Genomic DNA, 21884 nt, shown 5'->3' on the forward strand with positions numbered 1-21884 from the left:
AGGCGCGCTCCGCTACTCCGCAGCCTTGGCGGTGGGTGTCGGAGAGGTCGTGCTTGACGCGGCGGGTGGCGCGGTACTCGCGGAGGCGCTGTCCGAAGCGGTGGAGGTTGAGGACGCTGTGCTCGATCCGGTTTTTTTGTAATCAGTGAGATAGAAACCGCTGCCTTTGAAGACCAGTCCGGCACCCGCACCGATGAGCCGCTGCAGAGCGTCCACACCGCAGGAAGGGCAGGTCACGAGCGCGTCGTCGCGCATGGATTGAAAAGCTTCAAAACGATGATCGCAAGCTTTGCAGGCGTAATCATACGTTGGCATGGATATGAACCTCGGGTAAATGCTGAATGTGATGCATGGTTTGTTTGATGCCGCGAAGTCGGAAGCGTCGCCGTTAACCGAATTTTCTTTTCAGTTCGCGCACGACCACCGCCGGCACAAATTCTGAAACATCGGTATGGTGCCTGGCGAGTTCCCGAACGATCGAGGAATTCAGGTAGGTGAATTTTTCATGCGGCATGAGAAATACTGTCGCCAGATCGCTCGCAAGCTTGCGGTTCATCAACGCCATCTGGAACTCATACTCGAAATCGGAGACGGCACGCAAGCCGCGCACAAGTGCAACGGCACCCTTAGCGCGCGCATAGTCCACGATGAGACCGGTAAAAACGTCCACCTCCACTCCGTCGAGATGTGCGGCGGCTTCGCGAATCATTGCGACGCGCTCATCGGTGGTGAACAAAGGGGCTTTGGACGAATTAACCGCTACGGTGATGATGACGCGGTCGAACAAGCCCAGCGCCCGCTCGATGACGTCGAAATGTCCGAAGGTGATGGGATCGAAAGACCCCGGATAGACAGCGATTTTCATTCCATTTCTCCTGCATCTGCGCGTAGAAACGTGAGGGTGGTGCTTCCGTAATTGCGCGCCGTATCCATGGTGAGTCCGGAAACTCCCGGCAGCACAACATCACTCCGGTGTTCGATGACCGCCAACGCAGCCGGTCCGGAGAGAAGCTGCGAGATGCCCGAAAGGAGGGCAAAATACTTGTTGTAATCATACGGCGGATCGGCGAACACAAGATCAAAGCGCGCAACGGCACGGGAAAGCCAGGACTCTGCCGGAGCACAGACGACCTCGGTACATTTCTCGAGACCCAGCATCTGTAGGTTTTCCCGCAGGAGATCCGTATTGCGTCGGTCGCGTTCAACAAACACGGTATGTAACACCCCGCGGCTCAGCGCTTCGATGCCGAGACTGCCCGAGCCCGCGAACAGATCGCACACACGTAGCATACTCCAGTCCTGTCTGCTTTCCAGCATGGAAAACAACGCTTCGCGCACTCTGTCCGTCGTCGGGCGAAACGTGGCCTTGGCCGGTACGCGAAGCCGGCGCCCGCCCAGCTCGCCGGCGATAATTCTCATGCCAAACCCAGCACTGCGGCCGCCGCCGCGACATCGAATACGCTCGCATCGTCCGAGCGTGAATTTGCTCTGAAGATTTCCTCCGCACCGGGATCGGTGACCGGTACGCAACGCGATACCTGCGTGTGCAGCAAGCCGCCCATGGCGTCGCCGACGTGCGCCGAATAACCCGGTCCGAAGCAGTACACATTGTCCAGCGGTCCGACCGCGATGCTCTCGATAAGATGCAGCGCCTGCGCCGCGTACTGCTGCCTGTAGCTCACCGGTCCGATACGGAAACCATTGTACACCGACCCATGATAGACTCCGGCGCTGCAGTATGACGCGAACATCCCCAGCACCGCAAGACCGTCCGATGTGTACTTCGGATAGCGCAAACGGACGAGATTTTCCATGACGAAATGATCGATATCGATGGCCGCGATATCGAAGGTGAGATGCGAAAATACACTGTTAAGGAAATGCACCAGCGACTGCGGCAGAGCCACGACCAGCGCCGATGGGTGCGCTCCTTCGCGCCGTATGGGGTGCGATAACACACTCATCGCGGTGTCGTCGGCGAAGCCCATCAGGGTCCGGCATTCCCATTCCAGTTGCGCTGTTCGCTCCGCTTCCGGGACAGATACATCCAGAGGCAGTGTTGCGACCAGCGGGAGATCGGATGGGAGCACAAGCGACACCGCCGGCGCGTAGACGTTGCTCGCCGTCAAAGCCCGGACGAGATCCGAGATGAACATCTTCGCCAGCTCCCGGTCGAAAGGCAAATCGAAGATGCGGGTCGATGCGAAATCCGCTTCCGTCTCATACACATCAGCACGCAGGACCACCGTATGGTGGTCCTGCTTCTGGAGTTCGACGAGCCGAAAGCAATTTCCGGCGATCTCAAGACCGATATGGTGTGCGACATTCATGCCACGCTGCCGTACGCCTCGTTCTCACTGCTCCCATGAGGCTTTGTTGTGGTCATCCGGGTTGGTGATGGAACTGATGCTTCCGAAACCGTCGGGATCCACAATCTGATAACGCTTGATGGCGGAAGTGTCGTCAATGGAAATCTCATACGGCAGACGCTTGAGAGGCGAGAGCCGCAGGGAGTCGAAGGAGAAGGCCGAAATGTACAGCTTCGTGAAGAGACTGTCGCGCCGTCCCTCGGAGATATCATTCTGAATAAAGTGCATCAGCGTGTCGATATTGTTGGTATATCGCTGCTTCGCATTGAAAAACTCAATTTCAGCCGAACGAAGCGCTGACATGCGGGCACGGGATTCCCACTTCATGTCGTCCTTGAACCGGAGTTCCTGACCGGGGGACCAGATCACCCACCAGAGGGCGGCGGTCAGACCGACGATTACGACGACGAGGACGATGTCAACGATTCCAAATGGCTGTTTGTGTGCCATGCATGCCTCCAGAGTTGTGCAGTACTGCCTGCGTGTTATTCTACAGTAATCAGATGTCGCATTTTTTCGAACTTCTTTTCACCGATCGAGGGCACGTTCATGATGTCTTCGGGTCGGCTGAATCGTCCATGCGCTGTGCGCCAGGTGACAATTTTCGTCGCGGTGGCTTCTCCGACCCCGGGGAGGGACTGAAGCTCGGCCGCTCCGGCTGTGTTGATGTTCACAGTGCCGCCAGTGCGCTTCGTGCCGCTGTTCGCCACTGTGGTGCTTGTGCGATGCGGCGTTCTTGTGCTGTCCGTGGCGGCCATTTCCGGTAACGAGGCACGCTGCGCAAACAACGAGTCATGCTTCGCGAATTCAGCCCGATAATCAGGACCGGGCTGCGGCGGCTGCCGGAACGCGGACAGGGCAATGCCGAACAGTATCGCGGCGCCGAGAAACAGGGCGACTGCCGCTTCGTTTCGTGTGAAACCGGCGCGGTGTGCGAGAGATATCAGGGATTTCCACATGATGCTCACCCGCGGTCAGTTCACAGACTCTAAAATACGGAGAAGGGAATTCTCATAAAACTGCGTGCGTGTCACCCTGTGATCCAATCGGGTTGAGGGCAGTACGGGGGAGGGTGCGCTTCGCGCGTTCAGCGGGTGAGCGCGCAGGACTACGAAGACCCGCCGCTGTCTGCGCAGAGCATGCGCGGAGCACGCCCGAAAGCGTGGTGCCCCGTCGGGGTGGTCATCGAAATTCGTGTGTTTCATTTCAGGCTCCCAAGTATGAAACGGAATGACGTGAAGGCGGCCATGCGGCCGCATCGTATTGTGTTTACTCTGTCGTGCGGGCGGACCATGCCGCCCCGCGTCGGTGTCAGGAGAATGAATCGAAGAGTTTTCCGAAGAAGCTCTTCTTTTCATCTTTTCCTTCGGGCGAAAACCCGTTGAGTTCACCCATCTGTTGCAGTAATTCCTTTTCCTGCGGCGACAGCTTCTTCGGTACAAATACATGCACGCGCACAAGTTGATCCCCGCGTCCGCTGCTGTTGAGATGCGGAATACCTTTGTCCCTCATGCGCAACAATGTCCCCGAAGCCGTCCCCGCTTCGATTTTCAGCCGGGCTTTGCCGGTCAGCGTCGGGACCTCCGTATCCGTGCCGAGCACCGCCTCCGGATAGCTGATCACGAGGTTGTAGATCACATCGTCTTCATGCCGGTCGAAATGTTCATGGTCCTTCTCGCGAATGTAGACGATCAGATCTCCTGCGGGGCCGCCCTTACGGCCGGCGTCGCCCTGTCCGTGCAGCGGGATGTAGTTGCCCTCGCTGACACCGGCCGGCACCTTCACTTTGATGGTGCGTTCACCCTGCACGCGACCGTCGCCGTGGCAGCCGAGGCAAGGTTCCTTGATGACGCGTCCCTCGCCGCCGCAGTTGGTGCAGGCAACGACGTTGATGAACTGCCCGAAAAGCGAGCGCGACACCTGACGAAGCTCACCGCTGCCTTTGCAGACGGAGCAGGTCTCCAGAGAGGACCCGGATTTCGCACCGCTGCCGTTGCAGCTTTCACATGGCACCTGGCGCTTCACCTTCAGTGTTTTCTCCACCCCGGTGGCGATCTCTTCCAGCGTCAGATGCAACTGCACTTTGAGATCCGAACCCGGCTGCCCCTGCCGCGGACGCGAGCGCGAGCGGCCGCCGCCGAACACTTCCTCGAAAATGCCGCCGCCAAAACCGCCGCCGAATATGTCCCCGAAATGACTGAAGATATCGTTGATATCCGTGAATCCCGGTCCGGCGCTTCCGGCACGCAGCCCGTCATGGCCGAAGCGGTCGTATTTCTGCCGCTTGTCCGTATTGCTGAGCACCTCGTAGGCCTCGGCAGCTTCCTTGAAGTTCTCTTCGGCCTGTTTGTCCCCGGGATTGCGGTCGGGATGGTACTGCATCGCCAGCTTGCGGTACGCTGATTTTATTTCATCCGCGCCCGCGTTTTTCTCCACCCCGAGTACTTCGTAATAATCGCGCTTCATGCCTGCTCCCCTGCGCCAGTGTCCGGCGGCTCAATAGCGACGGTGACTTTGGCGTGGCGTATCACCTTGTCATGCAGCAAATATCCCTTCTCGGCGACGTCGAGCACGGTTCCGGGTTCTGCATCCGAGGTGGGAACCTGCAGCAAGGCGTCGTGAAAATCCACGTCGAACGGCTTGCCCTTCGCATCCATGGCGGTGAGTCCGCGTTGTTCGAGCGTACGAAGGAGTTTGCCGTAAATTATCTCGACGCCGGCGAAAAAGCTCGTGAAGTCCGGATGTGTTTTTCCGGCATCCAGCGAGCGCTCGAAATCGTCCAGTACGGGGAGCAATCCCAGGAGCAATCCTTCGTTGCCGTATTTGATGAGCACATCCTTTTCTTCCCGCGTGCGCCGCTTGAAGTTCTCGAACTCGGCAACCCGGCGGAGAAGCTGATCCCGTAAGGCGTCCCGTTCTGCGCGAAGAGCGGCGGCATCGTCGGCAGCGGGTGTGTTGCTCTGCCCGGCATCCGGCGTTGCGCGTTCCGTGGCATCGGTCTCTGTATTTTCATTCTGTCCGGCTGAGCCGTTCACTTCCGTGATGTCCTCTTCAGACATGGAATCCTCTGCGTCAACATTAGTGAAACATATGGTTCAGGTAGAAATCACCCTGGCAAGATAATCGACAATGGCGGCCATACGTGGGTAGTCCATGCGCTTGGGCCCGACAATGCTTACCGCTCCCATGAGTTGCCCGAGGCGGTACGGGCTGCTGATGATGCTGTAATCCGCCATTTTCTCATGTCGAAGTTCCTTGCCGATACGAATCGTCAGGGATTGACCCGTGCTGATATCCTCCAGCACGTGGACGATGATCTCCTGATTTTCAACGAGTTCGATGATGTTGCGCATACGTTCGGCATCCTCGAATTCCGGCTGCCGCGTAATGCCCTGCATCCCTTCGATGCAGAGAGAAGACGAGTCGATGCGCTCCGAAAACAGCTTATCCGACGAATCGATGAACAGGCGGATGATGTCGCGGTCGTGCTGATCGGAATCCCGCATACGATCGGTAAAGGTCTCGCGAATTTCGCGCAGAGTCAGTCCGCTCAAACGTTCGTTCAACAGCGTTCCGATGCTGTCGAGCTGATCGCGTGGCACTTCGGTGTGCACGTTCATGATGATCGTCTTCACAATGCCGCTGCGTATGGAGAGGATAACCATCACCTTGTCGCTTGCGACAGGAATCAGCTCGAGCCGCTGCAGCACACCGCTGGCCAGCGACGGGGCGGCGACGACAGCCAGCTGTCTCGATATACGGCTGAGGATGTGCGAACTCGCGCGGATCAAATCACCTATCGCGGAAGCGGATGCCTCATTCAACTGGCTGTCGATAAAGCTGCGATCTTCGGAGGAGAGGACCCACTCCCGCATCATCGCGTCCACATAATAGCGATAGCCCTGGTCGGTCGGCACTCGGCCCGCTGAGGTGTGCGGGTGTCCGATAAGACCGATTTCCTCCAGATCCGCCATCACATTGCGAATGGAGGCCGGGCTGAGCTGCAAATCGGTGAGCTTGGAAAGCGATCGCGATCCCACAGGTTGAGCTGTGGACACGTGCTGTTCTATCACATACAGCAGTACCTGACGTTCCCGATCGCTCAGGGTAGGAAAGGCCTCGGTATGTTCGCTTTCGTTGGTCATGTTCACGTGTCGAGAGTCGCTGTTTCCAGCCCGCGTTTCCGCAGGGCACAATGTAAAACATACAATGCGGCGGGGAAGAATGCAAGGTAGCACTCAGTGACCTGGAGTGCTAACCGGTTGATCCTGCATAACTTAGAGACTGTCACGAAAAGGGAAATTCTGCCCGGAACTCGGCTGCGCAGGAGAGTTGTCTCTGAAAAGGCGGCGGGAATGATCGCATACGCTGCCTCATTCCCGCCTGCCAGAAGTCGGAAGTTTTATTGTGCGGTGAATTCGAGGGTGTGCTCGACGGTGCCGTTATGGAGTATGTCTACGGAATATTTCCCCGGGGGGAGTCCGTCGTTCAGTGACAGGGAGAAGCCGATCCAACCGGGGCTGTCGAACGGGAGTCCGTATTCGCTGATGAGCATACGACCACCGCTTTTGTCATGCTGATACCAGATGGCGGTAAATACCGAACCTGCCGGCTGTCCTTCGACGAACACGGGGGCGAACAGACGGGCGATATTCGTCGGGAAGGACTCCACCACCGTCACCGGGTAATAATTATCATTGATTTCGGTCGCAAGTACCGCTTCCTTGATCACTGATTCACTGAACATGGGTTCGACGGTGAAAGGGACACTTTGCTTAATCTCGCCATTGATATAGAGATCGACAGCGTACTTCGCATACGGGAGTCCGCTTTCCGACAATGCGAGGGTGAAATCCACCCAAATGCTGGAGTTCACATCCACCTCGGTTGAATCAATGACGCCGCGTTCCTCGCCCTCGTCGAAACGCCACACCGCTTTCACTTTCGTTCCTTCAGGCGTGTTGGCCATTTCCACACAACAGTGCAGGAGATTTTCGTATTTGTGAAAAGTGGTGGTCTCTTCGATGGGTGCGTTGTCTTTGTCGACACTGCGGGCCATGACGGCGCGGTCGATGTTGGCGGTGCTGAATTGGCAGGCGCCAAGGAGCGCCAGACCGGAGATGAGCACCAACGCCAGGGCTGGGCGAAAGGCGTGAGTCTGCATTGTTGTTCTCCTCATGTTGCTGGTCGGTCTATCGAAGGGAGGAAGTGCGCGCTGTCATTGGCGGTGAGCCCATGATGCAGAATACGCAGACCCTCTTTGTGTCCGGGAAACACGAGCAACTCCATCGCGGTGTCGAAAGAGTACCATCCCATACGCTGATGTTCCCGAGAGAGTGTGATACTCTGCTCCGGCCGCGCTTCGGCGGCAAACACCGGCACCGAGTTGATGGAATCGTCTGACGCAAGGTAAAAGGTGGCGACGTATGGTACAAGAAAAATCTCACATCCCGCTATCCCTGTTTCTTCCTGCAATTCACGACGAGCGGCCTGTACGGCGTGCTCCCCCGGTTCTATTCCTCCTGTTACCATCTGCCATAAACCCGGATAGAGATCTTCGTCCTGCGCACGCTGAAGCAGAAGGTACTCTGGTACATCGTCAACACGGCGGTAGATGTGAATCTGTACGAAGCGACTTTGATGTTGAGGCATGTGATCGTGGTTTAGTGACGTTATGGCTGAGTTCTGAGTCTTTCCGGGACATATTGGCAGGTGTTCCGCAAGGATTGCTGACAAACGGTCAGGTGAGAGTCCTGAATCACTGATATATTGTTTCTGGCACGTTGTTTGTTTAAAATGCTTACCCGTCAGGCCTTCCATCTTTGGAATCGGGCGAAGGGAATGACGGTCAGCCAAACAAATGTGAGGAAGCTATGTCTGATCACGAACACGCGGTAGCACTCGAAAGCACTGACATCGCCGCGGCAAGTAAGGAAACGATGCCGGTTCTGCCATTACGGAATATGGTGTTTTTTCCGGGAATGATCATGCCGCTGTTTGTCGGTCGGCCGGGTTCCGTACGACTCGTGGAGGATGCGCATCGCACGCAGCAGTCCGTGTTGGTGCTCACGCAGAAGGACTCGAACATCGATGCGCCTCACGCCGGAGATTTGTACACCGTCGGAACCGTGGTCAGGATCATGAAGATCTATACTATGCCGGACGGATCGAAAAGTGTTGTCGTGCAGGGTCTCCGCAGGGCCGGCGTGCTTGGCATTTCGGCGGAAGATCCCTATCTCCACGCGGACGTGGAATCCTGGAGCGACACGGCGGTGTCATCGGGCGGCGACATGGAACTCGAAGCATTGCTCGGCAATCTCCGCACTCAGTTACGCCGTATGCAGGAATTGACGCCCGAGGCGAATCCCGAGCAGCTCAATCTCATCATGAATACACAGGAGTTGCCCGCCTTTGCGTTTCTGGTGGCCGCGCTGCTGAATGTGCCTGTTCCGGAAAAGCAGGAATTTCTGGAAACCCGCGATACGAGGGACATGCTGAACAAGCTCGTCGTTTCTCTCACGGGCCTGATTCAGCGGCAGGAGCTGAGTCGCAAAATTCAATCCGACGTGCAGGATTCGATTAACAAAAGTCAGCGGGAATATTTTCTGCGGGAGCAGCTACGGGCCATCAAAAAAGAATTGGGGGAAGAGAACGAACAGCTGGAAATTGATGAAATGCGGAGCAAGCTCTCTGAAATGACGTTGCCCGACGATGTGCGCAAAACCATCGAAAAAGAGCTCAACCGTCTGTCCGTGATGAGTCCAGCTTCGGCCGAGTACAGCGTCACGCGCAATTACATCGACTGGCTGCTGGAGATGCCCTGGGGCGCCTCTACCGAAGACAACCTGGACATCGCCGCGGTTCGGGAAAAACTCGAGGAGGATCACTACGGCCTTGAATCGGTAAAAAAACGCATACTTGAATATCTCGCGGTGCGCAAGCTGAAAAACGACATGCGGGGACCGATACTCTGCTTCGTCGGTCCTCCCGGCGTCGGCAAGACTTCACTCGGCCGCTCGATCGCCGATGCGATGGGGCGCAAGTATGTGCGCTTTTCTCTCGGCGGCGTACGCGACGAAGCGGAAATCCGCGGCCATCGCCGCACGTATGTCGGTGCGCTTCCGGGACGCATCATTCAGAACATCCGACGGGCGGGCACGAACAATCCCGTGCTGGTTCTGGATGAAATTGACAAGGTGGGAATGGATTTCCGGGGCGATCCGACCTCGGCGCTGCTGGAGGTGCTCGATCCCGAACAAAACGTCAATTTCAGCGACCACTACCTCGAGGTGGCGTTCGATCTTTCGCGCGTGCTCTTCATCGCCACCGCAAACACCATGGACACGATTCAGCCCGCTCTTCGGGACAGAATGGAGATCATCGAGATTCCGAGTTACATACTCGAAGAGAAGCTGCACATCGCCCGTCGTCATCTCTTGCCCAAACAATTACGCGAGCACGGACTGACGGAAGAGCAGTTGGAGCTGAACGACGAGCTCATCCGCGACGTCATTGACGTGTACACACGTGAAGCAGGTGTGCGCAACCTCGAACGCAAACTCGCGGATCTCTGCCGCGGTGCCGCGCGTCAAATCGCCGAAAGCGGCGTTGCAAAGGTCGTTATCGGCAAGGAACAGCTGGGTGAGTACATCACTTCCCGGAAATTTCATCCCGAGGCGGCTGAGCGCATCTGCCGGCCCGGCATAGCAACGGGGTTGGCATGGACGCCTGTCGGCGGTGACATTCTGTTCATCGAAGCCCAGCGCATGAAAGGCAAGGGCCAGCTCATCATCACCGGACAGGTGCGCGACGTGATGAAGGAAAGCGTGCAGGCCGCCTTGAGCTTCATCGCCGCGAACGCGGAGGAATTGGGAGTGGATGCCAATTTCCGGCAACACATGGACATACACGTGCACGTACCAGCCGGAGCGATTCCGAAAGACGGCCCCAGCGCGGGTGTGACCATGCTCGCCGCCTTGACCTCCATGCTCACCGACCGTGTCGTGCGCAACGATCTGGCCATGACCGGCGAAATCACGCTTCGCGGCGCGGTGCTCCCCGTCGGTGGCATCAAGGAAAAAGTGTTGGCCGCGCATCGGGCCGGGATAACACAGGTACTGCTGCCATCGAAGAATGAGGACGCGCTGAAGGAAATTCCGGAATCCGTACGTACCGCGATGACCTTCCATCTCGTGGACGAGATGCGTCAGGTCGTGGACATCGCCCTTCAAACCGGAGCGAAACCGCGCAGACGAAAAAAAACGGTTGAAATTCTTGCGAAAAATTCGTAAATTAAAAAGATACTGCCGGAATCCTGAACTTTTTGGTGAATAATGAAAACAACAGAGAAAGCGCCGCCGAAACCCGTCAAGGTCAAACAGACTGGAAAGGTGATCGGGATGGTCATCACAGAATGTCCCATGTGTAAAAACACCATCAGTTTCGACATTCAGACGGCAAAATACTGCCCGTACTGCAATGCCGAGGTGAGTGTGGATCTTGACAAGGTGGAGGTCGTTGTGCGCGCCACGCGTCCGCCGACGCAGAAGGGCCAGAAAAAGGTCGCCTGACGCGCATCCAAGTACCGAGCACTTCCGTTCCGACACGGACCCCCGACCCCGCCGCGAGGCGGGGTTTTTTTGTCGGAGTTGGCAATGCGGTCGAAGTTCCCTTCGTGCGTCGTTAAGATGACGGGAAATAGTTTCGGCCTCGCCTCCTCTAATTATCAGGAGATTGCGGAGACGCGGTTCTGCCGAATCACGTCGGGAATGCGCTTCGACAGTGAAAAAAAAATGAAAAATATCCGTATAGCTGTAACTTTTCTCCCGATGATGGTATATTTAGAAACGTGATGGTTGCCATGTCGCCCACAATGCTATTCTGTGCGAAGCACCCGTAGTCGCACCTGAGCCGCATCCGATTAGCAGTACCATCTGGCCGTTTCTAGTACAGGAGGGCACCATGAGGAGATTGAGCGCAGCGTCAGCCGCAGTGCTACTGTTGCTGGTGTTTTTGTGTCATGCCGGCACTTCGGTACAAGCGCAAGTTGTCAACGAGGGACTGCGGACCAACACAGGCCGCTGGATGGAGATCCCGGATAATCCGACTATCGCACTTCCGGTGTTTACCGCCGAAGCCTGGGTGAAATGTCTGTCGGGCGGGTTGATCGTCACCCGCGACCACCCCACGGGTACGCCGTCCGATTGGCAATTATGGTATCATGCGGCTCGTAACCGTCTGGCTTTCATCACCGCCACCTCTCCACCGGATTCCTATTTTTTTACCTCCGATAACAGTTTCCTTCCGGATCGTTGGTACCATATCGCTCTCGTGGTCAATGGTCCGGCGGGGAGGGCACGGTTGTACCTGAATGGGGTACAGGTCCTTTATCAGACCTTTTCGCCGCGCGATTTCAGCGCCTCGACCGGGCTGGCATGGGGAGGGTATTTCGGGAATTCCACCGGTGCCTATCTGAACGGGTTCTTCGACGAGGCGAAGTACTGGAATATTGAGCGGTCGCAGTCACAGATCGTTGCGACCAAGGACATTGCTCAACCGATGAATGACCGTAACGGGCTCATGGGGTATTGGCGTTTTTGCGGGAATTACGCTGATTCGTCCGGCAATGGCAATCACGGAATACCTCAAGGCAATCCAACGATTTCTCCTATCCCGGATCTTCCCTTCGGGATCAATTGTGTCCTGTGCACCACAGAGGCACCGGTTTCGATCATTCCGAGAAATGCAGGATTGTGTGATGGACAGTCGGTGGTGCTTTCCGCCTCTCCAGGCTTTGTGGAATATCGCTGGAGCAACGGTAGTACAACGCGTACAACGGTCGCTGCCGCGCCAGGGCGGTACCAGGTGACCGTACGCGATTCCAATGGATGCTACGGCGTTGATACCGTGACCGTGTACCTGTTACCGGGACCGGTCGCCGATGCCGGACCCGATACGATACTGTGTTCCTTGATCAATGGTGTCCGCATCGGGAGACCGGCGTATGCCGGTCAGCCACCGTATCGCTATGCGTGGGAGCCGGCAGGGAATCTCGATACGTCGGATATTGCGCAGCCCGTCGCGAGGCCAACCGCCTCAACGATATTCCGCGTACGGGTCACCGACGCCAACGGGTGTATCAGCGAAGATTCGGTGCTAGTGGGCATCGTTCCGGAACTCGTTGTAGCGATACCCGATACCGTTGAAATCTGTGAGGGGGATTCAGTTGTCGTTCCTGCATCACTAACCGGCGGAATGCCGCCGTATCGGTATCGCTGGACGCCATCCGATTATCTGGACAGCGACGGAGTCCTCCAGCCGATTGTCAGCCCTCCAGGCTCTCGTTGGTATTATGTGGAGATCAGGGACACTGTTGGCTGCAGTACTATGGACAGTGTATACATTCGTGTGTATCCTGCCATTCAGGCATTCGCAGATGGCGACACTGTTATCTGTGCGGGGGACTCGGTGCAACTCAACGCCCGAGTCATCGGTTGTAAAGCACCCTATACCTATCACTGGAGTCCGGCGGCGGGTCTGAGTTCCACGAACATCGCGAATCCACTGGCTTCGCCGTCAGTGAGCACCCGCTACTTCCTGAGAGTCTCCGATGCGCTGCACAGTCTTGTGTGCATCGCAGACGCCGAAGTTACTGTGGGCGTGTCGCCACAGACAGTACCGCTGCTGCCGGATAGTTTGAGTTTTTGCGACAGCGACAGTATTCGTCTACCGCTTGAAGTGTCGGGTGGTCTCGGAGATTTGAAGTACGACTGGCAGCCGGGAACGGAACTTGATGATCCGGGTGCCCGCCAACCGAGATTGCGGAACAGGGCTACGGGATGGTTTCGCGTAAGCATCAGCGACAGCGCGGGGTGTACTGTCGAAGACTCGGTCTTCATCCACGCCGGGGCGGCGCCGGAACTGCTCCTCCCGGACACGGTCAGAGTTTGTAATGGGACGAGTGTTCAATTGCCGCTGAATGTGTTGAGCACAGCGGACCCCTTGACGTTCAGGTGGGAACCTCCGACGGATCTGTCCAGCGTCACGGAACGGCAGCCGATTGCCAGTCCGAAACAGAACAGGATGTACCGTGTTCGGGTAACTGATCGCTTCGGGTGTTGGAACGAGGACTCAATATTCGTTGACCTGTTGCCGCTTCCTTCGGTTGTACTTACGGCTGACGGCCCTACCAGATTTTGCGAGGACGACAGTGTGCGGCTTACAGCGACACCCGGATTCAGACAGTATCGCTGGATGCTGCCCTCGGGACAGGTCGTGTCCGGATCGAATCAGCGCGTCGTCTCGGAAGCGGGCACATACCGGGTCACAGTGACGGATTCAAACGGCTGCCAAGGGATATCGAATCAGATCATTGTCACCCGGCCACTGCCGTTTATCATTCAGATTATTGTTCATGGAAGCATTCCCCTTTGTGCCGGCGATTCCGTCACGCTGGAGGCACCGCCCGGGTATCGTCAATACAGCTGGAAAAATGCTGCCGGTGTGCCGCTCGGAAATGCACGGCTGCTTCGTGTAGGAGATGCCGGCAGATTTACGGTGAGCGTCCGCGACAGTCTGGGCTGCGAGGGTGTCGGTGAGATCCTCGTCACACAGGCGGAAAAGCCCAAGCCCACTATCGACGGTCCGCTGCTTGTGTGCATCAACAGTACGCATCGCTACGTTGCCATTCTGAAGGCCGGCAACAGTTATCGATGGCGCGTCGATGCGGGGGATATGCGCGATGCCGGAATGGCAAGCATTACCACGATTAACTGGAACGCCCTGGGCCTGCAGCGTCTCACACTGCGCATGACGCTCGATTCCAGCGGATGCTCGGACAGCATCACTGTACTTGTCCGTGTGGTGGACAAACTTGAGCCGGTGATCACGGCGAGTGGACCCCGCGTAATTTGCGAGGGCGATTCCGTCGTATTGCGGACGGCTGCCACTTACGCATCATGGACCTGGCTGGACAGCTCCGGGAGCGTGATCGCAACCAGTTCTCAAGCTCTCATCCGCCGCAGCGGCAGGTATGTCGTGCAAGTGACCTCCGCCGATGGCTGCAGCGGCAGCGACACGGTGTACGTAACCGTGCTCTCACGCCCAGCGGTCTCGATCATCGGACCGAGGGTGTTTTGCGCCGGGGACACTGCGGAGTATTCCGTTGCCGGCAGCGGGAGCAGACTGCGATGGACGTCAACGGGAGGGGAGATTCTCGGTTCCGACACTGCCTCGACGGTACGCGTATTCTGGCGGTTGCCGGGCAGCGGCACACTGCGCGTGCGCGTCGAGCTGGATGGGCAGCCAATCCCTTGCCCGGGTGAGGACGAAATCAACATCCGTATTGGCAGCGCGACACAGCCATGGGTTGTCGCGCAACCCGATAGCGTGCTCTGCGAGGGCGATTCCACCGACCTTCTCGCTCAACCCGGTTTCGCTGAATACCGGTGGCGGCGCGCGGACGGGACGGTGCTCGGCGACGGCGCGATCCTTCGCGTCGGAGAAAGCGGGCTGTATTACGTGACCGTCAGGGATTCGCTTGGCTGCGAGGCGAGTTCGGCGATGATTTCGATTCATGTCAAGGCTCGCCCGGCCACGGAGTTCACCGGGCCGAGGTCGGTGTGCGTGAACACCGTCGCGGAGTACTGTGTTACACGAACCCCCACCTCACGCTATCGCTGGGTGTGCGAAGGCGGCACGCCTGTCGGCGCTCTCGAAGGTCCGTGTGTGCGGATACAATGGACAGTGGCCGGTACGCACAAGCTGAAACTTATCATCAGTGATGATCCATGTGAGTGGGCCGACTCCGCCGAGGTGGTGGTGGGCGACAGTTTGAAACCCGATCTCAGCTCGCAGGGTCCTTTCGCGCGCTGTGAAGGCGATACCCTGCTTCTGGACGCAGGAGCCGGCTACACGAGTTACGAGTGGAGTACACCATACGGTACGACGAACACGCGCAGTATTCCGGCATTTCGGTCGGGCCGCTATGTCGTTCGCGTCACCGACGCCGCTGGCTGCGGAGGGAGTTCCGATCCCATCGAAGTGCTGTTCCATCCGGGTCCGGCACCGCTCATCGTTGGTCCCGAAGGTATGTGTCCGGGTGACACGGTGACGCTGCGAGTTGCAGGCAGCTACCGTAGTTATCGATGGTCCGATGGATCGAGCGGCCACAGTACGATCACAGGGGCGTCCGGTGTCTATCGGGTTGAGGTCATTGACAGCAATGGATGCACAGGGATTTCACCCCCGCATACCGTGTCGATGTATCCATTGCCGGAGAAACCGCGCATCTCGCGCCAATCCGACTCGCTTCGATCGACAGCAGCGGACCGCTATCAGTGGTATCATGAGGGAGTGGCGATCACAGGCGCGGATGCAATGCTGTGCCTGATACGGGGCGTGGGTGCATATACGGTCCGCACATGGAATGTATTTGGATGCCGGGCCGAGTCCGATCCATTCCTGGTGGAAGGTGTCTCGGTAATCGTGATGCTCCCTGAAGTAACCGTCAAACCGGGAGAGAGAGTAAGCATCCCGATGACGCTCATTCATGGTGGACAACTCGACGGCGTCAAGGCCGGCGCTTTCGATGCCACCATTCGTATGGATCGCATGCTCGTTCGCCTCGAATCAGATGCCCCGGTAACATTCGACGGTCGCGACATGCTGATCGACGTAACGGGAACGCACGAAGCAGGAGGTAACGAGCTGGCATCGCTCGATGTGACCGCCACGCTGGGCGACATTTCCTCGACGCCGCTTACGATAGAGTCCTTCCGCTGGCTGGATTCCGATATCAGTACACAACTCGTTCACGGCTCCCTTCGCATTGATATATGCGAAGAGGGCGGAGAGCGGTTGTTCTCCTCCAGCGGCAGACTGCGGTTGTATCAGAATCACCCAAATCCCTTCAATGCTCAAACGGTGATAAAGTATGAACTCATCGAGCTCGGTCAGTACTCGCTGTACGTCCTCGATGCGCTCGGAAGACGAGTCCTGCTTCTAGCGGAGGGACAAGCCTCACCCGGAGCGTATCAGGTGACCTTTGACGGGTCCGAATTGCCGGGCGGACTGTATTCCTGTGTGCTCAGGACAGCCACGCATGTGCTCCTTACGCGTATGCTGCTCATCAAGTGAAGCCCCACCAAATGAACCTGTACCCCCCGCAGCACTGCGAGGGGTACACGGAACAGCAACAATGGGAGGACAGGGAAATGCGTTGTTTCTTGGGGACATCGTCCATATTTTTCAGTTTCATCGTTTCGTACACCAATTATTACAGACGATTCAATGGCAAAAGGACGCACTCCCGCCCGCGGTTCGACACGAAATGCGGTACCCGATCTCTCGCAGCCCGAATTCCTCCAGAAACACGGCAGTAAAATCTACGCCGGCCTCATAGCGCTGCTGCTCATTGTCTTCTTTCACGAGGCATTTTTCAGCGGCAAGGTGTTTCATGTGCCGGACAATGCCTCTTCCATAGCGATCGAGCAAGGCTATCTGAAGGAAGCGGACGATGCGGGCGAAAATCCGTTCTGGAATCCCTATGTCTTTTCAGGTATGCCGACGTGGGGATCATCTTCTCCCGGGCATGGCATGTACCTGCACACCTTTCTCGATCCCCTGAAGCCGATGATTGTCATGCAGGCGTATGGCTGGGCGCAGGGTATCGTAAATGTGCTGCCCCTTCCAGCAATGTTCTGGGATATTTTCAATTACTTCCTCCTGGGTGTCTTCACCTACTTTTTCGGCATACGACGAAAATTCGAACCCTTTGCGGCCTTTCTGGTGGCGGTTTCCGTGGTGTTCTCCCTGTACTCGCTCAACTGGATCATGGCGGGACACAACACCAAGATCACCGTGTTCGCCTGGCTGCCGGCGGTACTGCTGCTCATAGACCTGCTGTTCGAGAAAAAGAGTGTGCTCCGCGTGGCGCTGCTCATCGCCGCGCTGCATTTCACCTTCAATTCCGGACACGTGCAGATGGTCTTCTACAATCTGATCGCCATCGGGATGTTCGTCCTCTACAAATGGTACAGCGGTGAACGCTTCGCGAATGTGGCCATCGTGTCGGCCATCGCGGTTGGTGCCGCGGCCTTCGCCTTCCTTATGTTGTCCGGGCCGTATTTCGCGACCTGGGAGTACAAAGACTTTTCCATACGCGGCGCCGGATCCGGCGGCAGCGGGCACGGGACGGCCGCAGGCGGACTGGATTACGACTATGCGACCAATTGGTCCTTTTCCATCCCTGAGATCGTGACCTTCTTTGTTCCCTCTTTCGTCGGTTTCGGCTCACCCACGTACTGGGGTACAATGACGTTCACCGAATCCCCGATTTATCTCGGCGTGGTGATCAGCTTTTTCGCACTGCTCGGCATCATCCTCCGGCCGAAGGACAAGTTCGTGCATCTCTGGATCGCTCTGGGTGTCTTGTCGCTGTTGGTGGCGCTGGGAAGGAATTTCAGTCTCGTATTCGATCTGTTTTTCCACCATGTACCGTTCTTCAATAATTTCCGCATCCCGTCCATGATTCTCTTTCTCATGGCCCTGTGTGTCGGCATGCTTGCGGGTGTGGGATTGACCGAAATCGTCCGCCGGATCAAGGAGAAAAATGCGCAGGCCACCGCCGCGCTCACGAAGGCGCTGTGGGTGCCCGTCGCCGTGGCCGCGCTCCTGGTGCTCATTCTTCTTGCCTCCGAGGGCGGCTACACCTCCACTGTCACCTCGATGATGGAAAAATATCAGCCGCAATCACTGCAATACATTCAGCAGGTGGAACAGGCGCTCGCAGCGGGGCAGCAAATCCCGGCGGAGTATCAGGGGTATACCAAGGCGGCGATTTACAAAGGAGCGCTCAATGATGCGCTGCTCGGACTTTTCCTCATGGCTTTGGCGGCGCTGTTGCTCTGGGCATTCATCAGGGCGAAGATAGGTCTTACGCTGCTGCAGGCAGGTTTGCTTGTCATTTTGGTGATGGACTGGTGGATCGTGGATTACAAGCCCATGAATATGGTGAGTCCGACGCAACAGGAACAGGCGATGCAGAGAACGGACGTCGTGGATTTCCTCAAGAACGACAAGTCGGTGTATCGTATTCTCCCGGCTTCCAATCACGGGAGCGACAACTGGTACGTGGCCTATACGATTCAGAGTGTGGCGGGCTACCATCCCGCCAAGCTGAAATTGTACGACGACGTCCGCAACAGCATGTTTTCGGCGTTCACGTTCCAGAATGCGCAACATCTGGAAAGCATCAATTGGGCGATGCTGAGTATGCTCAATACCAAGTACGTCGTCGTGCCCAACGACTGGCAGATCACCCGTCCCTGGCTGAAGCCGGTATTCCGGGGCGCCAGTGAATCGGTGTACGAGAATCAGTACGTGTTGCCGCGCGCGTTTTTCGTGGGCGCCTCGGAGGTCATCACCGACGACGAGGCGATGTTCAACAAAGTGGGAACGCTGCCCGGTTACACCCCCGATCGCGTGGCCTATTTGAGCGCGCCGTTGCCGACGCCGTTGCCGCAGGTCTCCGATTCGGTACTCGCGACAGCCAGGGCTGAGCTGAAGAACTTCGGCATCAACGGCTTCACCTATGAAGTCAGCACGCCGGTGGACGCGATACTGAAGCTGAGCGAAGTGTACTATCCGAGCGGCTGGACGGCGACGCTGGACGGCAAACCGGTAGACATTCTCCGCAGCGATTACGTACTGCGCGCCGTGGTAATCCCCGCTGGTACACATACTCTGGAGATGCGTTTCGAGCCGCAATCCTACACCGCCGGTTTCATTGTTACCACGGCGACGAATTACGCACTGGCGATTGTGCTGTTGATGTATTTCGGACTTTGGCTACGGAAACGGCTGTCCGCGAAAGGCGCGACGGCATAATCGCGCTACGCGCTCGAGACATCGCATGAGTTTCACACAGTGAGGGTCGTCATTTCAGTGGGCGGGCGCTTCCACGCCATTCAGCTTGCGGAGCAGCTGCATGCACGCGGTCGGCTCGAACGCATCATCACCACCAAGAGCTGGTACGTACGGACGTTGTTTCCGTCCAGGAAATGGACGGCGATCCCCGCTCCCGAGTATCTCGGCATGCTCGTGCGCGCCGTGCCGTTTCTCCGCCGGCGCGGATGGTATTCCTATGTCAAGGACAATCTGTTCGACGCTCTCGCGCGAAAGTACATTCCCGCTTGTGATGTGTTTCACGCGTGGGGGAATTATGCGCTGATTTCCATGCCCTATGCGCGAAGGCGCGGTGCGGTGGTGGTGATAGAGCGCGGCTCGACGCATCCGTATTATCAGGACGCCATACTGCGGGAGGAGTATGCGCGCTTCGGAATAGAGGCCGAGCGGGCGCATCCGCAGATTATTGAAAAAGGTCTGCGCGAAATAGAGCTTGCGGATCGCGTGATCATTCCTTCCGAATTCGTGCGTCGAACCTTTGTCGAACACGGTTTTCCCGACGAGAAGCTTGCCGTGATACCCTACGGCTTCAATCCTGCGCATTTTCACCCGGGAGAGAAGCGCGATGAGGTGTTTCGCGTCCTCTTTGTCGGGAATATCAGCGTGCAGAAGGGCGTGCACTATTTGCTTGAGGCCTGGGAACAGCTCGGTTTACGCAATGCGGAACTGGTATTTATAGGCACGGTGGAGCAGGAGTTGAAGCCTCTGCTCGAGCGTCACGCCTCTCGAATCACCCTGCGGGGGCATGTGAAACACGAAGAGCTGTACCGCGAGTATGCGCAGGCGTCGGTGTTCGTCCTGCCATCGTTGCAGGAGGGATCCGCGCTCGTCACGTACGAGGCCATGGCCTGCGGGCTTCCCTTGCTCGTATCGGAGAACACCGGCAGCATCGCGTTGGACGGGGAGCATGGCTTCGTCGTTCCCATACGCGATGCGGACGCGATCGCGGAAAAACTGCAATGGTCCCACGATCACCCCGCGGAGGCCCGCGCCATGGGACAGCAAGGCCGTGCGTATGCCCAGCAGTTCACCTGGGCACGCTATGCCGAACAGGTGATGCAGGTGTACCGCAGCGTGCTGGCGGAAAGAGGGGGTGGGGCGGAATGAGCATAGCAAAAAAGGCTATCCTCAGCACACTGTGGACTGGCGGACTCAATTATATCGCGATGGCGGTGGGGTTCGTATTCGGCATTTTGCGCGACCGCATTCTCATGCCCGAGGAGAACGGGATTTACATGTTCGGCGTTGCGGTGGTCGATCTGCTATTTATCATTGCCGCGGTTTCCTTCAATATCAGCGTTATTCAGGCGGATGAGGAAAAAGAGGACCTTTATTCCACAGCGTTTGTTCTGACGCTCATCCTCGCGATTGTCATGGTAGGGGCATCACTGCTCACCGCCTGGATACTACAGCTACGGGGAACGCTTGAAATCAAAGTAGAGGCGTTTCTCGTACTCGCCGCATTCAGCTCGCTGAACCTGTTCACGATATTGTTTTCTTCGTATCTCGAGAAGCAACTCGAGTACCGCATTTTGGCGCGGATCAACCTGTTGGCCGTTCTCGCGTTTCCACTCGTATCCTGGATCCTGGTTTCACGCGGCATGGGGGCCTGGGGAATGGTATTCGGTTATTGTTCCTCTTTTGTTGTATCATTTGTGGGGATGCTCTTTGTCAGCCGCTATCCCGTCGGTCTCCGCTTCAATGCCGGAACCGCACGCTGGTTTCTGTCCATGGGCTGGCGCTTGGTGTTCTCGCGCGGTATGGAGGTCATTTTCGTTCGCTACGGTACTCTCGTGACCGAGAGCGTGCTCGGGACGAATTTGCAGGGCAGTTATGGTCGTGCATTGAAGTATTGGGAACTTGCGCCGCAAACGGTAGCCCCTGCTGTCGTCACCGTCGCGTTACCGACGTATTCAAAAGTCAAGAATGACAACCAGCGACTATCGAAAGCGTTCTCGATGGTTGTGTATTTCCTTGTCAGAGCGCTCATGCCCTTCGTGCTTGTCTTCGGCGTGCTCTCAGAATCCTTCCTCCGGATCATTGGAGAACAGTGGCTCGATGCCGTGCCCGTGCTGAGAATCCTCGCGGTCGGTGCGCTGCTTTCTCCGCTATTCGAGAACATGAAGCAATTGCTCTATGCCCGCGGCAAACCTGGAGCTATCGTCCGTGTACGCATCGTCCAGCTTGCGGTGTTCGTTCCACTGATGTATTTCCTGGTGGTGTGGATGGGTATCGCGGGTGCCGCGCTCGCCGTGACCCTCAACTTCTGTATCGGTGTTGCCGGCGCGATCATTCTCCTGCGGAAGGAAGTGGATATCGTATGGACGAAAGCAATGGCGTTGCCGCTGGTCTTTGCAGCAATTGCGTGGGTGGCGGTCACGGTCGCACCGCTGCCCAACATGGAGGTTGGCGCAGTACTTCAGTTTGTCTTGGAAGCACTGTATCTCGTTGGTATCTTTACTGCACTTGAGCTGCTGGTGGAACGGCGCTCGATCAAGGACCATCTGGTTTATATCCGCACCGCCATGAAGGGCGAAGAATCCTGAAGCG

The 21884-nt window shown here is 57.1% G+C and carries 17 protein-coding genes; 6 read left to right on the forward strand and 11 right to left on the reverse strand.

The features are described 5' to 3' along the window. Positions 1-12: 12 nt before the first annotated feature. The 11 genes from M5R41_17150 to M5R41_17200 form a co-directional block, all read right to left on the reverse strand. Complete coding sequence (locus M5R41_17150; protein MCZ7558132.1) at positions 13-315, reverse strand: zinc ribbon domain-containing protein; 303 nt, start codon at positions 313-315, stop codon at positions 13-15. A 73-nt stretch (positions 316-388) separates the two neighbouring features. Next, positions 389-865, reverse strand: coding sequence for a pantetheine-phosphate adenylyltransferase (coaD, locus tag M5R41_17155; GenBank protein ID MCZ7558133.1), 477 nt, complete (start codon positions 863-865; stop codon positions 389-391). Then, positions 862-1419 carry a 16S rRNA (guanine(966)-N(2))-methyltransferase RsmD gene (gene rsmD, locus M5R41_17160; protein ID MCZ7558134.1) on the reverse strand — a complete coding sequence of 186 codons (558 nt, stop codon included), beginning with the start codon at positions 1417-1419 and terminating at the stop codon, positions 862-864. Before rsmD ends, coaD begins: the two co-directional genes overlap by 4 nt. After that, a complete protein-coding gene (locus M5R41_17165; protein ID MCZ7558135.1) occupies positions 1416-2330 on the reverse strand; it encodes a hypothetical protein in 915 nt (304 codons plus the stop codon). The genes rsmD and M5R41_17165 overlap by 4 nt, the downstream gene beginning before the upstream one ends. 24 nt (positions 2331-2354) lie before the next feature. Next, the gene (locus tag M5R41_17170; protein ID MCZ7558136.1) at positions 2355-2819 is read right to left on the reverse strand and encodes a hypothetical protein; all 465 of its coding nucleotides are present in this window, start codon (positions 2817-2819) and stop codon (positions 2355-2357) included. 35 nt (positions 2820-2854) lie between these two features. After that, positions 2855-3328 carry a ComEA family DNA-binding protein gene (locus M5R41_17175; GenBank protein ID MCZ7558137.1) on the reverse strand — a complete coding sequence of 158 codons (474 nt, stop codon included), beginning with the start codon at positions 3326-3328 and terminating at the stop codon, positions 2855-2857. Positions 3329-3680: 352 nt separating this feature from the next. Continuing rightward, positions 3681-4835: a molecular chaperone DnaJ gene (gene dnaJ, locus M5R41_17180; GenBank protein ID MCZ7558138.1), complete on the reverse strand. Its 1155-nt coding sequence runs from the start codon at positions 4833-4835 to the stop codon at positions 3681-3683. Beyond that, on the reverse strand, positions 4832-5428 hold the full coding sequence (locus M5R41_17185; protein ID MCZ7558139.1) for a nucleotide exchange factor GrpE: 597 nt from the start codon (positions 5426-5428) through the stop codon (positions 4832-4834). The genes dnaJ and M5R41_17185 overlap by 4 nt, the downstream gene beginning before the upstream one ends. Before the next feature lie 36 nt (positions 5429-5464). After that, positions 5465-6514: a heat-inducible transcriptional repressor HrcA gene (gene hrcA / locus M5R41_17190; GenBank protein ID MCZ7558140.1), complete on the reverse strand. Its 1050-nt coding sequence runs from the start codon at positions 6512-6514 to the stop codon at positions 5465-5467. 257 nt (positions 6515-6771) lie between these two features. Next, entirely contained in the window at positions 6772-7533 is a 762-nt protein-coding gene (locus tag M5R41_17195; protein MCZ7558141.1) for a hypothetical protein, read from the reverse strand. 11 nt (positions 7534-7544) lie between these two features. Further along, the gene (locus M5R41_17200) at positions 7545-8021 is read right to left on the reverse strand and encodes an NUDIX pyrophosphatase (protein ID MCZ7558142.1); all 477 of its coding nucleotides are present in this window, start codon (positions 8019-8021) and stop codon (positions 7545-7547) included. A gap of 221 nt (positions 8022-8242) precedes the next feature. On the opposite strand from M5R41_17200, the gene lon reads away from it, so the two are divergent. From lon to M5R41_17230, 6 genes are all read left to right on the forward strand, one after another. Next, positions 8243-10660, forward strand: coding sequence for an endopeptidase La (gene lon / locus M5R41_17205; protein MCZ7558143.1), 2418 nt, complete (start codon positions 8243-8245; stop codon positions 10658-10660). A gap of 42 nt (positions 10661-10702) precedes the next feature. Then, positions 10703-10939: a hypothetical protein gene (locus M5R41_17210; protein ID MCZ7558144.1), complete on the forward strand. Its 237-nt coding sequence runs from the start codon at positions 10703-10705 to the stop codon at positions 10937-10939. Positions 10940-11330: 391 nt separating this feature from the next. After that, a complete protein-coding gene (locus M5R41_17215) occupies positions 11331-16505 on the forward strand; it encodes a hypothetical protein (protein ID MCZ7558145.1) in 5175 nt (1724 codons plus the stop codon). Positions 16506-16658: 153 nt separating this feature from the next. Continuing rightward, the gene (locus tag M5R41_17220) at positions 16659-19256 is read left to right on the forward strand and encodes a YfhO family protein (protein MCZ7558146.1); all 2598 of its coding nucleotides are present in this window, start codon (positions 16659-16661) and stop codon (positions 19254-19256) included. A 39-nt stretch (positions 19257-19295) separates the two neighbouring features. After that, on the forward strand, positions 19296-20441 hold the full coding sequence (locus M5R41_17225) for a glycosyltransferase family 4 protein (GenBank protein ID MCZ7558147.1): 1146 nt from the start codon (positions 19296-19298) through the stop codon (positions 20439-20441). Continuing rightward, the gene (locus M5R41_17230) at positions 20438-21880 is read left to right on the forward strand and encodes an oligosaccharide flippase family protein (protein ID MCZ7558148.1); all 1443 of its coding nucleotides are present in this window, start codon (positions 20438-20440) and stop codon (positions 21878-21880) included. Before M5R41_17225 ends, M5R41_17230 begins: the two co-directional genes overlap by 4 nt. The last annotated feature ends 4 nt before the right edge of the window (positions 21881-21884 follow it).

The organism is Bacteroidia bacterium (assembly GCA_027493955.1).
Taxonomy (GTDB): domain Bacteria; phylum Bacteroidota; class Ignavibacteria; order SZUA-365; family SZUA-365; genus JAOSJT01.

What these genes read in the sequence shown, in the direction of transcription:
- M5R41_17150 (MCZ7558132.1), bottom strand. Translation starts at nt 315, where the DNA reads ATGCCAACGTATGATTACGCCTGCAAAGCTTGCGATCATCGTTTTGAA.
- coaD (MCZ7558133.1), bottom strand. Translation starts at nt 865, where the DNA reads ATGAAAATCGCTGTCTATCCGGGGTCTTTCGATCCCATCACCTTCGGA.
- rsmD (MCZ7558134.1), bottom strand. Translation starts at nt 1,419, where the DNA reads ATGAGAATTATCGCCGGCGAGCTGGGCGGGCGCCGGCTTCGCGTACCG.
- M5R41_17165 (MCZ7558135.1), bottom strand. Translation starts at nt 2,330, where the DNA reads ATGAATGTCGCACACCATATCGGTCTTGAGATCGCCGGAAATTGCTTT.
- M5R41_17170 (MCZ7558136.1), bottom strand. Translation starts at nt 2,819, where the DNA reads ATGGCACACAAACAGCCATTTGGAATCGTTGACATCGTCCTCGTCGTC.
- M5R41_17175 (MCZ7558137.1), bottom strand. Translation starts at nt 3,328, where the DNA reads ATGTGGAAATCCCTGATATCTCTCGCACACCGCGCCGGTTTCACACGA.
- dnaJ (MCZ7558138.1), bottom strand. Translation starts at nt 4,835, where the DNA reads ATGAAGCGCGATTATTACGAAGTACTCGGGGTGGAGAAAAACGCGGGC.
- M5R41_17185 (MCZ7558139.1), bottom strand. Translation starts at nt 5,428, where the DNA reads ATGTCTGAAGAGGACATCACGGAAGTGAACGGCTCAGCCGGACAGAAT.
- hrcA (MCZ7558140.1), bottom strand. Translation starts at nt 6,514, where the DNA reads ATGACCAACGAAAGCGAACATACCGAGGCCTTTCCTACCCTGAGCGAT.
- M5R41_17195 (MCZ7558141.1), bottom strand. Translation starts at nt 7,533, where the DNA reads ATGCAGACTCACGCCTTTCGCCCAGCCCTGGCGTTGGTGCTCATCTCC.
- M5R41_17200 (MCZ7558142.1), bottom strand. Translation starts at nt 8,021, where the DNA reads ATGCCTCAACATCAAAGTCGCTTCGTACAGATTCACATCTACCGCCGT.
- lon (MCZ7558143.1), top strand. Translation starts at nt 8,243, where the DNA reads ATGTCTGATCACGAACACGCGGTAGCACTCGAAAGCACTGACATCGCC.
- M5R41_17210 (MCZ7558144.1), top strand. Translation starts at nt 10,703, where the DNA reads ATGAAAACAACAGAGAAAGCGCCGCCGAAACCCGTCAAGGTCAAACAG.
- M5R41_17215 (MCZ7558145.1), top strand. Translation starts at nt 11,331, where the DNA reads ATGAGGAGATTGAGCGCAGCGTCAGCCGCAGTGCTACTGTTGCTGGTG.
- M5R41_17220 (MCZ7558146.1), top strand. Translation starts at nt 16,659, where the DNA reads ATGGCAAAAGGACGCACTCCCGCCCGCGGTTCGACACGAAATGCGGTA.
- M5R41_17230 (MCZ7558148.1), top strand. Translation starts at nt 20,438, where the DNA reads ATGAGCATAGCAAAAAAGGCTATCCTCAGCACACTGTGGACTGGCGGA.